Genomic DNA, 12,907 nt, shown 5'->3' with positions numbered 1-12,907 from the left:
GGAGGCAGGATGGGTAGAACGTTCGGCATCGGTGTGCTGTTGGGCCTGACGATGGCCTGTACGTCCTGGGTGCAGGCGTTCGATGAGGCGACGACCCCACTGCGCTGGAATGCGCCCGCCGACCGCGGCACCTGCACTGAGCCAGGTTCGGCGCTGTGGGTCGAAATTGCCCGAGGCGATGCGTGCATTCGTTACTTCGCTGGCGGCGCCCTGGAGCGTGCGCCCGTGGTGATTGTGATGTTCCACGGTGATCGCACGAGCGAGATGCATCGTGCGCCGCAGGCGATTGCCGGCAACACCCTGGCCGCCAAAGTCAGCCAGGCCACGATGCTGACCAAGCGCGCGGGTGTGCCCCTGGTGATCGTAGCGCGCCCCGGCACCTACGGTTCCAGCGGCAACCACGGGCAACGGCGTCAGGCGCAGGAGTTCATTGCGCTCAATGGGGCGCTGGATCAGTTGCGCGAGCGCTATGGCATTGGGCAGTTCGTGTTGCTCGGGCACAGTGGCGGCGCTACGGTTGCCGCTGCACTGTTGACGCTGGGCCGTACCGACGTGAAATGCGCGGTGATGACCTCCGGTGCTTTCTCGCTGGTGCAGCGGGCGCAGATGATCCGCCAGAGCAAGGGCCTGCCTTCAAGGCCTGGGCGTGACACCAATGGGTTGCTGCACCCTTATGACCCGGCCCGGCACATCGATGGTATCGCCGTCGCACCCGCACGGCAGTTGTATGTGATTGGCAGCCCGGACGATCAAGTCGCACCGTTCGCCCTGCAGGAAGCTTTCTTCCAGGCCCTGAAGCGGGCCGGGCACCAGGCGCATTTGATCAAGGCCCAGGGCGTGCCCACGGCCTTTCACCAGTTGCGCCATGACATCGGGCTGAAGACGGCGGCGCAGTGCGCGGGCTAGACCGGCACCGCCTGTTCGCGTGAGGTCAACCAATCACACAGCTGCGACAACCCCGTCCCGCCGGAGCTCTTGACCATGACCCAGTCGCCAGGCTGAAACCACGGTTGCGGGTCGTTCGCCAGTGCCTGGTTCAGCGCCTTGGCATTCTCGAACCATTGCACTGGCAGCTCGTCACGCAACGACAGGTACAGCACGTGCATCAACGGGCCGCACAGCACCACATGCCGTGGCGCCACCGCCCGCAAAGGCTCGGCCATCTCCAGGTGATAACGTTGGGCGTCGGCCCCGAGTTCGAGCATATCCCCCAGCACCAGCACACGGTGCTGCGGTGGGGCAGGCAGATCGGTCATTGAGCGCAGCGCGGCACTCATCGAGCCAGGGTTGGCGTTGTAGGCATCGTTGATCAGTTGGAAATGGCCGCCTGTGCAGGTAATTGACAGGGTATTGCCGCGGCCTTCGACGGGCATGAACGCGCCCAGGGTTTCCAGCGCCTGCTCGACCGCAAGCCCGCGTGCAGACAGGGCCGCCAGTACTCCCAACGCGTTGATTACCATATGCCTGCCGCGCGCCTTCAGACTGAAATTCAAGGGTTGCCCGGCAAGGAGTGCGTTGACGTTTACTTGATGGACTTCACTGTTCCAATCCAGCAAGCGCAGGTCCGCTTCGGGGTGTTCGCCGAAGCTGATCATGTGCAAGTGGGCCACCTCGGCGGCTTCGGCGAACAGCTCGTAGTAAGGCATGTCGCGACAGAGTACCGCGTGACCGCCCGGGGCCATGGAGGCGAATATTGCGCTTTTTTTGCGCGCCAGGTTTTCCAGGGTTCCGTGATACTCCAAGTGCGCCGGTGCGATGCCGGTGACGACGGCGATCTGCGGGCGAACCAGCGCCGAGTTGATCGGCATACGCCCAACGGCCATTTCCAGCACCCAGAATTCTGCCGGCTCAGTCATGCTCGCCAGGTTCCAGGCAATGCCATGGGGCAGGTTGGCGTTGGCTTCGGTCTGGCCCACGTTGCCCCAGGGTTTCAACGCCTGGGCAAGCATTGCCACCACAGTGGTCTTGCCGAAACTGCCGGTCACGCCAAACACTGTTCCACTGAAGTGCTGCCGGGCGTGACGGCCCATCTGCAACATGGCCTCGCTGGTGTCGGCAACCTGCAATACCGGCAGCCCACTGCTCAGGTAGGGGGTGGGGTCTACACACAGGAAGGCTGACGGTCGACGTTCGGGTTTGGCCTGGGCCCAGCGTTGCGCCGATTGCGCTTCATTGGGGCCGACCCGGCTGGGATGGCGACTGAGGATCCGCTGCGGCTTGAAGAACTGCATGGAGGGCGTCAGCCCCGTTGCGCGCCAGCCGGGCGGCGGTGGGGTTGCCCACGTGCCCTGGGTGACTTGCGCCAGGGTATCTGCGTTCCAGGCTCGATCCACGCCGGTTGCGGCCTGGACCCAACTGACCTGAGGGGCACCATCAAGCAGATAACGGTGGTAAGCGATCAGCCCGGAAAGATAGTGTTCTACATCGTCGATCCGTACCCGGAACGCGTGATGACGAATAAAGAAGGCCCCGGCGATGCGCGCCGGGTTGGCAAAATACATCGCCAGTTCCGGCCAGAAATAGCCATTGAGCAGGTAGCGCGCGCGATGATGCAGCGCGCGGTAGAACGCGTGCAGATCAATCTCTTCAAGCAGGTGGCGCAGTGATGGTTGCTGGGCGATGCGTGTCAGCATCTGCTGCGCTGCCATCATCAACTCCAGCAACGTCGGAAAGGTGGTGATGCGTTGCTGGACGAACCCCAGATAGCCGGCGACGTTGTTCAGGCCAAAGCGAAAATATTTTTCGTCAGGTCGGTAGCGGGTCAGTTCGTTCACGCAGTAGCTGAGCCAATGGTCATGCTCGCGCCAGTGCTCTTTCTCGATGAAATAGTCGAAGGCTTTTTCCACCACGGCCAGCCAGCGCTCGTTGCGGGTCAGCCCATAGAGACGGATCAACCCGAAAGCGGCCTCGCCATCGTAGTAGATAATCCTGAAGGGCTCTTTGACACTCAGGTCATGGGCATGCAAAACGTGCACAAACGCCCCGCTGACAGGATCCTGCATCCAGGCCATGCCGTTGGCGAGGGCTTCAAGAAGCGGTAGGTAACGGCGAGTGCCGGTGACTTCGCTGTACTTGACCAGTGCCAGCAGGCACACCGCATTGCCGCCCAGCTTGATCTCGTTGTCGGTGTCGATGAGAAACGCCGCCACGCTGCCATTGGGCAGCAAGGAGGGCCTGATCAGTACCTCGGCGAGGTGAGTCAGCGAGCGCTCGATCGCTGCCTTGAGCTGTTCATCGCCGGTCAGTGCCCAGGCCTCGATCATCGAGTAAGTGGTGCTTGCGTGGCGTAGCGTGTTGTAGTTTTTGATGGTTCGGTCAAAGCAGGGGAAGTAGCCGTAGATAAATTGCCCGCTGTCTTGCACCTGCGTGCTCAGGTAGCTGGATGCGCTGTTTATACACGCCCGAACATCATCAGGTGCGAGCGCTCCCAGGGCACGCCAGCCGGTTTGCGGCCCGCTGCTGTTAAGGGGGTGGGCGACGCCATCTTCGGCGCAGAACACACCGATGGTGTTGAAGGTGAACACGCGGGTTTCGGGGGCAAGCGCTGCCACGATGGCTGCGGCCTGTGAGCCGCTGAACCGCCGCTTGGCATAGGTGACGAAGTTATTGGTGTTGAAGGTCGCGTGGGCAATGTCGCTGCCGCCGTACAGGATGGCATTGGCATTCAATTCCTGTTCGGTGATTGCCAGCTGCATATCGGCATCGAATGCAAGGCCGTGCCTGAAGTAATTGCGCTTGTGGCGCCTGAGGCGTTCACTGAACTTTTCCCAGGTTATTGGCGTCACGTTGAACGCACGTTCGACGCGGATCCATGAACGATCGGTTTTATCAGTCCCTTGGCGTGCAGCGTGGGAGCAGAGACGTTCGAATTCAAGCTCACCCAATTGCCAGGCAGTTTCGAAGTTGTCAGCGGTAATATGAAAAACCACCGCACGGTAGGTACCATCACTTATTGAAAAAAATAAAGTGCAGGTGTGCGGGGCGTCTGTTGAGACAGTCAGCTCGTTAGCGTGTTTGCTCAAAAGAGTGTAGCAAGCGAGCAGTTGCTGTTTCACAGGCGAAACTCTCCATGCATCATAACTTGCCGACGGTTATTATTAATTGACGCTGGGTACGTCAAGAAATGCAAACTTTCTCGCAGCAGAAGTTATTGTCCGTACGTAGGCTGATGTTCGAATTTATATATCAGGAATACATCGAAGAGTCTTCCTTTGCAGGCTCTCGGACAGGTGAAGCCACGAGGTTTTCGTGCTGTTGGAGGTGATCGCGAATCAGTTTGCGAATGACCTGAGAGATAGTAAGGTCAACGTCGTTGGACAAGGACTCCAGCCGTTGTTTGGTCGGCGCGTCGATGAGGATGGTCAGGCGCGTAGTTTTATCAGGCATTTTTCTAGTCCTTTTACATACAAAAGCGCGGTCTCAACTGCCGCGGGCAGCAAGTGATACGAGAAGTGTTGAAGGCTTAGAGCCGTGCAGTCAATACACCGGGATTCTAATTCAACTCTCCTGGCATTTTCTACAGAAGGTGATTGAAAGTTCAGATAATGTGAGCTTCTGCACCTTTTACCTATATCCCTATTATCATGCGATTGTAATCCAATGAGCCTGAATACTAACAAGGCTGCAATGAAATTATACGAAGCAGGCGCAGCTGTCAAAATTAATACTATCTATAACTAAAGTAGTGTATAGGCGCGCTGATAATGTAGGCAGGCGACTTTTTTTCATTATGCCGGTTTTTTTTGGAGTGTTTCGCCGAAAAATACAACTCGAAAAAACGGCTGTTGTTTGTTTTTACTTTTTGTGGTTTGGGGGGGCAGCGGGGCAGTTGGCACGACGCCGGGGCGTTGAAGCAAAAAAGGGCCAGGGTGACCCTTTTTCAGGTGGCGGGATCAAGCAAAAACGAAGTACTTGCGCACGGTCTCCACTACTTCCCAGGTACCTTTCATGCCTGGCTCCACCACGAAGATATCCCCAGCGCGCAGATGGATCGGCGCCATCCCTTCAGGCGTGATCACGCAGTAGCCTTCCTGGAAATGGCAGTATTCCCACTTCACGTATTCCACGTACCATTTGCCCGGTGTGCAGATCCAGGTGCCCATGATCTTGCTGCCGTCTTCGCTGGTGTAAGCGTTGAGGTTGACGGTGTGCGGGTCGCCTTCAAGCTTTTCCCATTTGCAGGCATCCAGGACCGGCAGTGGGTGGGTGTCGCGCAGTACGGTGATGGGCTTGGACATGATGACTCCGAGGCAGGGAAGGGAAAGCTCAACCCTAAGGCCTTGGGCGCTGCGCCAGTGGTCTGAACTCGACATCGGGATGTCCAGAAGCGCAGGCCATGTGATGAACTGGAAATCACCCCCATCCCTGTGGGAGCCGGGCTTGCCCGCGATAGCGGAGTGTCAGGCAATGAAGAGGCTGGCTGCGCCATCGTCATCGCGGGCAAGCCCGGCTCCCACAAGGGGCATGTCTAAACGAAAGATTTGTGCAGTAACTGACCATTTCCTCGCAGTAAGTGCGAAATATTTCCCATCTCACGCCAGAATTCGCAAGAAAATTCAGAGCTGGCCCTCGTATCATTCACCCCAGTACCCAGTGAGAGCCTTGCAATGAACCCAATAAAAACGTGGTGGGATATCAGCCCGCCCTTGAGCACGGCGACCCCGACCTGGCCGGGCGATACGCCGTTCCAGGAAGAGCGCGTGTGGCAGTTCGGCCCGGAGTGTCCGGTAAATGTGGGCCGCGTAACCCTGTCGCCGCACACCGGTGCCCATGTGGATGCACCGCTGCATTACAGCGCCGATGGCGCGCCGATTGGCGAGGTTTCGCTGGATGTGTACATGGGCCCGTGCCGGGTATTGCATTGCCTGGGCAGCGGCGCGTTGGTGCAGCCGCATCAGTTGCAAGGGCGTGTGGATAACCTGCCGGAGCGCGTGCTCTTGCGTACTTATCCACAAGCGCCACTGACTGAATGGGATTCGAATTTCACTGCCATCGCCCCGCAAACCATTGAGCTGCTCGCCGGCCTGGGTGTGCGCCTGATCGGTATCGATACGCCGTCCCTGGACCCGCAACAATCCAAGACCATGGATTCCCACAACGCCGTGGCGCGCCATGGCATGGCGATCCTCGAAGGCATCGTGCTCGATGAAGTGCCGGAGGGCGACTATGAACTGATCGCGCTGCCGCTACGTTTTGCCCATCTCGATGCCAGCCCGGTCCGCGCCATTCTCCGCCCGCTCAAGGAGCCCACGCGATGAGCCAATGTCCTTTCTCAGCTGATTACCAACCGCCGGAAGAATGGCATAACGCCGAACTGAATTTTTCCGAGTCCATGAGCTATGGCGATTACCTGGACCTGGGCAAAGTCCTCAGCGCCCAGCACCCGCTTTCTCCAGACCACAACGAAATGCTCTTCATCATCCAGCACCAGACCTCGGAGCTGTGGATGAAGCTGATGCTTCACGAACTCAAGGCTGCCCGCGAACATGTGCGCCTGGGTGAGCTGCCACCAGCGTTCAAGATGCTGGCGCGGGTGTCGCGGATCTTCGATCAACTGGTACACGCCTGGGCCGTGCTGGCGACCATGACGCCGTCGGAGTACAAGGCGATTCGCCCGTTCCTGGGGCAGTCGTCGGGGTTTCAGTCGTTCCAGTACCGTGAGATCGAATTCATCCTGGGCAACAAAAGCCCGGCGCTGCTGCGGCCCCATGCTCATCGCCCGGATTTGCTGCAGCAATTGCAGGTGGCAATTGCCACGCCGTCGCTGTATGACGAAGCGGTCAACCTGATGGTCAAGGCCGGACTGGCGATTGACCCGCAGCGCGCCGAACGCGACCCGACGGCGGCCACAGTGCATGACGACTCCGTGGAGGCGGCGTGGCGGGAGGTGTATCGCGACCCGAATCGGTACTGGGACCTGTATCAGTTGGCCGAGAAGTTTATCGACCTGGAAGATTCGTTCCGCCAATGGCGCTTCCGGCATGTCACCACGGTGGAGCGCATCATCGGCTTCCAGCCGGGTACCGGCGGCACAGAGGGCGTGGGGTATTTGCGCAAGATGCTCGACACGGTGCTGTTCCCTGAACTCTGGCGAGTACGTTCCACGCTCTAAACAAAAAAGCCCCGGATCTCCGGGGCTTTTCATTTGGAATGCAGCTAAAAATGTGGGAGGGAGCAAGCCCCCTCCCACAGAGGTTACTGGGTTACTGCAACTTTCCCGTTTCTGATCCGAAACCGATAGGCGATGTAGATAATTCCCACCCACACCGGCATCGCATACACCGACTCGCGAATCCCCGGAATCGCCAGCATCACGCCAATGATCATCACCATGAACGCCAGGCACAGGTAGTTGCTGAACGGGAACCAGAAGGTCTTGAACGACGGTGTCACGCCTTGCTCGCCCATGGCCTTGCGGAACTTGATGTGGGTCAGGCTGATCAGCGCCCAGTTGATCATCAACGAAGCAACCACCAGCGCGAACAGCAACTCCAGCGCACTGTGCGGCGCGACGTAGTTGACCACCACGCACAGCATCGTCACTAACGCCGAAATCGCCAGGGCCCGCAGCGGCACGCCTTGTTTGTTGAGCTTCATCAGCGCCTTGGGCGCGTCACCCTGCTCGGCCAGGCCGAACAACATGCGGCTGTTGCAGTACACGCCGCTGTTGTACACCGACAACGCCGCGGTCAGCACCACGAAGTTGAGGATGTGGGCGGCGGTGTCGTTGCCGATCAACGAGAAGATCTGCACAAACGGGCTGCCGCTGTAGGCATCGCCCGACGCGCCGAGGGTTTGCAGCAATTGATCCCACGGGTACAGCGACAACAGCACGGTCAGCGCGCCGACGTAGAAAATCAGGATGCGGTACACCACCTGATTGATCGCTTTGGGGATGACCTTGCGCGGTTCGCTGGCTTCGGCGGCGGTGATGCCGACCAGTTCCAGGCCACCGAACGAGAACATGATGAAGGCCATGGACATCAGCAGCCCCATGCCGCCGTTGGGGAAGAAACCGCCGTGGCTCCACAGGTTGCTGACCGACGCTTGCGGGCCGCCAGTGCCGCTGAACAGCAGGTAGCAGCCGAGCACGATCATGCCGACAATCGCCACCACCTTGATGATCGCAAACCAGAACTCGGCTTCACCGAAGAACTTCACGTTCAGGGTGTTGATCAGGTTCACCGCAACAAAGAACACCAACGCGCTGACCCAGGTTGGAATCTCCGGCCACCAGAACTGGATGTACTTGCCCACCGCGGTTAACTCGGCCATGCCCACCAGCACGTAGAGCACCCAGTAGTTCCAGCCGGCCAGAAAACCCGCGTAGCCGCCCCAGTATTTGTGCGCAAAGTGGCTGAAGGAGCCGGCCACCGGCTCTTCGACGATCATCTCGCCGAGCTGGCGCATGATCAGGAACGCGATAAAGCCGGCCACCGCATAGCCCAGGATCATCGACGGCCCCGCCGACTTGAGTACCCCGGCCGAGCCGAGGAACAAGCCTGTACCAATCGCGCCTCCCAAGGCGATCAGCTGAATGTGCCGGTTCTTCAGGCCACGCTTGAGGCCCACCGGGTTAACCATGTCATCCGCCATTAACATTCCCTTCTACTTGTTTTTCTCAAGGGTGATTGCACGCCGCATCGGCCCCTCAGAACTGCTGAGGGTCAGATATTACTCTGCGTAAACTTTTCGTAATACAGCTGAACGCCATCAAGTGCCTGATCCACCAGCCATTGTTGAATGGATTCGACCATTGGAGGGGGGCCGCACACGTACATATCCGCCGATCTGTCCCGCAATTCGGCCAGGTCAAAATGTTCGGTGAGGTAGCCGCGCTTGCCGGGCCATTCGGATGAAGCATCGCTGAGTACTTCGGTGTAGCGAAAGCCCGGGATTGTCCTCGCGTAGTCCTGGATACGCGCCGCTTCGCATAAATCCTCGGCACTGCGCACGCCGTAGTAGAGGTGCACCGGTTGCGAGCAGCCGTTGGCCGCCAGTTCATCGAGCATACCCAGCAACGCCGACAACCCGGTACCGCCCGCCACCAGCACCAGCGGCCGGATGACATGCCGGAGGTAGAACGCACCCAATGGCGCCTCCAGCAGTATCGCGTCGCCTACCTGGCAGCGTTCGCGCAGGTAGTTGCTCATCACCCCATCCGGCAGCAGGCGCACCAGGAACTGCAGTTGGTTACCCGGCCGATTGGCGAAGGAGTAGGAGCGCCAACTGTCGGTGCCGGGCACCGCGACACGAGCGTACTGGCCGGGCAGGAAATCCAGTGGCTGGTCCAGTTGCACCTGCAAGATCGCCGTACTGGTGGAGACCTGCTGCACGTCGCTCACCGTACCGCGTACCTGCACTGGCCCGGATGCATTGCACAGGCTTGAATCGAAGTCGAAGTAGAAGGTGGCGTCGGACTGCACCCGAGTCTGGCAACTGAGCATCTTGCGTTGCTGCAGGTCGAGGCTCGAGAGCGCTTCTTCGTCGACATAGTCCTGGGTGTACTCGCCGGATTCGCAACGCCCCTGGCAAGTGCCGCACACGCCTTCGCGGCAATCGAGCGGGATCTTGATACCGTTGCGCAGGGCTGCATCCAACAGGATTTCATTGGCGCCCACCGGGAAGAACAGGGTCTTGCCATCGGCAAAGCTGAAGGCCACTTTGTGATTCATAGGAAAAACTCCCGGTGCCTATAGGTGATAGAAATCCAGCACCGAGTTGATGGTGTCGTTGAGCAGCAAGGCGTGCTTGCGCATGATCAGCCAGCTGTCGCCCGCAGGCTTCAGGTGGTACGTGGCATGCCCGTAGAACTGCTCGGACGTGGCCAGGCGATAGAACAACGTGTGCCAGTTCAAGCGCACCTCCAACGTGCCGTCAGCCTGCTCCGAAATGCGCAGGTTATTGATCAGGTGCAGAGTGCGCGGCATTGGCGTCGCCGAGGCAGCCTTGCCGGTGCGCAGGCGGAACACGCGGTCTTCCAGGCCCGAACGGTTGGCGTAGTAGATCAACGACATCTCACGTTTTGGGTCTTTGGTGTAGACGTGTTCCGAGTCCCATTGCGGCAAATGGAATTCGCTCTGGGGGTCGAACAACTGCACGTAGGCGTCCCAGTCCTGGGCGTCGCACAGTTCGGATTTACGGTAAAAAAACTGCTCGACCCGGTACTGCAATTGCGCATTCATCACTTCACCTCCCGCAGGCTCAGGGCCCGCTGGTCCAAACCCTTGAGCAGAAACTGTTGCCAATTGCGGTGCTGGTTGACGTACAAGCCTTCGTGGGTGAATTCAGTGCCGGTCATGGCCGGTTGAATGCCGATGGCTTCACTGTTAGGCGTGGGTCCGGTCTCCCAGCGGTGGCTGCCCCGTGATATATCGCTCCAGCGTTCCAGGCGGCCCTGGAAACCGCGCTGGGCTTCGCGAAACTCCACCAGGTCGTCCGGCGTGCCCATGCCCGAGACGTTGAAGAAATCTTCGAACTGGCGAATGCGGTTTTCGCGATCCGCGTCGGATTCACCCTTGACCCCCAGGCATTGGCTGATGATCTCGGTCTTGTTCCAGGCCACTGGGCGGATGATGCGCAGCTGCGAACTGATCTGGTCGAGAAAGAACAGGCTAGGGTAGATGTTCAGGTTGCGCAGGCGGTGCATCATCCATTCGGCCTTTTGCTGGCCATGTTCGGCCACCAGGCGCGGCATGATGGTGGCGTAGCCGGAACGTACGCTGGGGTTGGGCATGTCGCTGAACAACACACTGTGGCCGTTATTGAAGGCGAACCAGCCGTCATCGGTATTCGCGTCGCCGGCGCCGAGCTTGCTGTAGTCCAGCGTTGTGCTTGCGCCTGCGCCGTTCTCGGTATTGACCTGCTGGCGATGCTGCACCGTGGCCACGTAGTTGTAGTGCACGGTGCTGACGTGATAACCGTCCAGCCCGTTTTCGTTTTGCAGCTTCCAGTTGCCGTCGTAGGTGTAGGCCGACTTGCCCGGCAGCACTTCCAGCTCACCGGTCGCCGATTGCGCGACCATCATGTCGAAGAACACTTTGGCGTCGCCGAGGAAATCTTCCAGGCTGTTGGTGCCGTTTACGTCGAGGCTGATAAAGACAAAGCCTTTGTAGCTGTCAATGCGCGCCTTTTTCAGGCCGCGGGTGGCTTTGTCGAAACCTTCCGTGTATTCCCCCGGCGCCTTGACCTTGACCAGCCGGCCATCGCTTTTGTAGCACCAGGCGTGGAACGGGCAGGTAAAGGTGGACTGGTTGCCCTTGCCCACCCGGGTGAGGGTGGTGCCGCGGTGCTGGCAGGCATTGATCAGCGCGTTGAGCCGGCCTTCGCCGTCGCGGGTGATGATCATCGGCTGGCGCCCGGCGCGCATCGTCACGAAGTCGTGGTTATTGGCCAGTTCGCTTTCGTGACAGGCATAGATCCAGTTTTTCTCGAAGATCAGTTCCATCTCCAGGTCGAACAACTCGGGTTCGGTGAACATGTCGCGGGCGATGCGGAACACTTCATCTGCCGGGCGAAAGTCCAGGCAGCTTTCGATAAAGGTTTTCCACTGCTCGACGGTTCTTGCACCACTCATGGGAGGCACCTTTTGATAATGGCTAAAACGGGTGAGCCATTAAGCCGCTGCAGAAGGGCGGTGGGCTATCCGCTTAATGGGGGAAGATGGGCCGCAAAGTTGGGCAGCAAATACTCAACACGGTGCGGCGCGGTGACGCAATGGGCTACTGTCATTGCAGGTGACGGTCGCAGAAAACCTGAATTTATCCACATAGTCGACGGTTGCTATCCACGTGGTTGCAACGGCGCCGACGTGGCTTGGAACTTGCTGTCGATGTTCAACGATGCGCCGCCAGAGCGCGCAAACGCCTAACCGCCGTGGGTGCAGCCCGATGAGTAGCCAGACACACGATATTCATATTCAACGCTTTGACCTCGAAGGTGCCCGCAGCTGGATGTCCGGCATCTGCGGGCCCCATCGCCTGGCGACGGCTACCCCCGAGCGCCTGCGATTTCATCACAGCGCCAACGTGTTCAAGTCCCGCGCCACCACCCTGGGTGTGATTGAGTACGGCACCGACGTGACTATCGACATCGAAGACGCCGAGCATTTCAGCAGCTACAGCCTGAGCCTGCCGTTGGTGGGCGAACAGGAGCTGAGCAAGAACGGTGAACGCCTCAGTTCCAACCGCGACCAGGGCGTGATCATTTCACCCAACGAGCACCAGGTGCTGGCGATTTCCGGTGACTGTCGCAAGTTGCAGGTGGTGATCACCCGTACGGCGATGAGCGAGTCGCTGGAAGGTTTGCTGCAACGGCCCATTGATGCGCCGCTGCGCTTTGAATCGGTGATGGATGCCGTGGACGGCGCCCCGGCTTCGTGGTGGCGCATGGCACGATACTTCATCGCCGAACTGGAATGCAGCAGCGAGTTGTACGAGCAGGCCGCATTTACCCGGGACCTGGAAAGCTCGCTGATCAAAGGGCTGATCCTGGCCCAGCCGAATAACTATTCTGAAGAGTTGCGCGAGGTGTTGGGGGTAAAACTGCCGCACTACCTGATTCGTGCGCGCCAGTACATCCACGACAACGCCCGTGAAGCGCTGCACCTGGAAGACCTGGAAGCGGCGGCCGGGGTGTCGCGGTTCAAGCTGTTCGATGCGTTTCGCAAGTACTTCGCCTTGTCGCCCATGGCGTATCTGAAGAAGCATCGGTTGGGGGCGGTGCGACAGGAGATTCTTGAACAGGGCTCGGTGCGTACTATCTCTGAAATTGCGTTGGGTTGGGGCTTTACTCACCTGGGGCGGTTTTCGGCGGAGTACCGCAAGTTGTTTGATGAGTCGCCCAGTCAGACACAGCAGCGCAAGCGCATGCGCATTACTTGAACCTGATGAAGATCAAAATGTGGGAG

Annotated in this window: 11 protein-coding genes; 4 read left to right on the top strand and 7 right to left on the bottom strand. The window is 59.2% G+C overall.

Translation table 11 applies throughout. From position 1 onward, the window contains the following. Positions 1–9 precede the first annotated feature (9 nt). Complete coding sequence (locus J1G33_RS08655) at positions 10–906, top strand: alpha/beta fold hydrolase (protein WP_223017933.1); 897 nt, start codon at positions 10–12, stop codon at positions 904–906. Here J1G33_RS08655 and J1G33_RS08650 read toward each other — a convergent pair. From J1G33_RS08650 to J1G33_RS08640, 3 genes are all read right to left on the bottom strand, one after another. Then, positions 903–3,929 carry a Mur ligase family protein gene (locus tag J1G33_RS08650; protein WP_347709533.1) on the bottom strand — a complete coding sequence of 1,009 codons (3,027 nt, stop codon included), beginning with the start codon at positions 3,927–3,929 and terminating at the stop codon, positions 903–905. The genes J1G33_RS08655 and J1G33_RS08650 overlap by 4 nt on opposite strands. Before the next feature lie 256 nt (positions 3,930–4,185). Next, positions 4,186–4,386: a hypothetical protein gene (locus tag J1G33_RS08645; protein WP_005791371.1), complete on the bottom strand. Its 201-nt coding sequence runs from the start codon at positions 4,384–4,386 to the stop codon at positions 4,186–4,188. A 506-nt stretch (positions 4,387–4,892) separates the two neighbouring features. Beyond that, the gene (locus J1G33_RS08640) at positions 4,893–5,237 is read right to left on the bottom strand and encodes a cupin domain-containing protein (protein WP_003194115.1); all 345 of its coding nucleotides are present in this window, start codon (positions 5,235–5,237) and stop codon (positions 4,893–4,895) included. A gap of 369 nt (positions 5,238–5,606) precedes the next feature. On the opposite strand from J1G33_RS08640, the gene kynB reads away from it, so the two are divergent. Together kynB and kynA are read left to right on the top strand one after the other, a co-directional pair. Further along, positions 5,607–6,257, top strand: a complete 651-nt coding sequence (gene kynB, locus J1G33_RS08635) for an arylformamidase (protein ID WP_005791369.1) — start codon at positions 5,607–5,609, stop codon at positions 6,255–6,257. After that, positions 6,254–7,111 carry a tryptophan 2,3-dioxygenase gene (gene kynA / locus J1G33_RS08630; RefSeq protein ID WP_005791367.1) on the top strand — a complete coding sequence of 286 codons (858 nt, stop codon included), beginning with the start codon at positions 6,254–6,256 and terminating at the stop codon, positions 7,109–7,111. Before kynB ends, kynA begins: the two co-directional genes overlap by 4 nt. Before the next feature lie 83 nt (positions 7,112–7,194). Here the strand turns inward: kynA and J1G33_RS08625 are convergent, their stop codons facing one another. The 4 genes from J1G33_RS08625 to antA form a co-directional block, all read right to left on the bottom strand. After that, a complete protein-coding gene (locus J1G33_RS08625) occupies positions 7,195–8,595 on the bottom strand; it encodes an amino acid permease (protein ID WP_005791366.1) in 1,401 nt (466 codons plus the stop codon). Positions 8,596–8,666: 71 nt separating this feature from the next. Then, positions 8,667–9,674, bottom strand: a complete 1,008-nt coding sequence (gene antC, locus J1G33_RS08620) for an anthranilate 1,2-dioxygenase electron transfer component AntC (protein WP_223017932.1) — start codon at positions 9,672–9,674, stop codon at positions 8,667–8,669. A gap of 18 nt (positions 9,675–9,692) precedes the next feature. Further along, positions 9,693–10,184: an anthranilate 1,2-dioxygenase small subunit gene (antB, locus tag J1G33_RS08615; RefSeq protein ID WP_005791362.1), complete on the bottom strand. Its 492-nt coding sequence runs from the start codon at positions 10,182–10,184 to the stop codon at positions 9,693–9,695. Continuing rightward, a complete protein-coding gene (gene antA / locus J1G33_RS08610; RefSeq protein ID WP_223017931.1) occupies positions 10,184–11,575 on the bottom strand; it encodes an anthranilate 1,2-dioxygenase large subunit in 1,392 nt (463 codons plus the stop codon). The genes antB and antA overlap by 1 nt, the downstream gene beginning before the upstream one ends. A 313-nt stretch (positions 11,576–11,888) precedes the next feature. Here antA and J1G33_RS08605 point away from each other — a divergent pair, with 313 nt between their 5' ends. Next, complete coding sequence (locus J1G33_RS08605; protein ID WP_103734932.1) at positions 11,889–12,881, top strand: AraC family transcriptional regulator; 993 nt, start codon at positions 11,889–11,891, stop codon at positions 12,879–12,881. Positions 12,882–12,907: the final 26 nt, after the last annotated feature.

It is taken from the genome of Pseudomonas sp. P867 (genome assembly GCF_019891455.1).
GTDB lineage: Bacteria > Pseudomonadota > Gammaproteobacteria > Pseudomonadales > Pseudomonadaceae > Aquipseudomonas > Aquipseudomonas synxantha_A.
The sequence above is the reverse complement of the archived record's forward strand: the minus strand, read 5'-3'. Positions and strand labels throughout refer to the sequence as shown.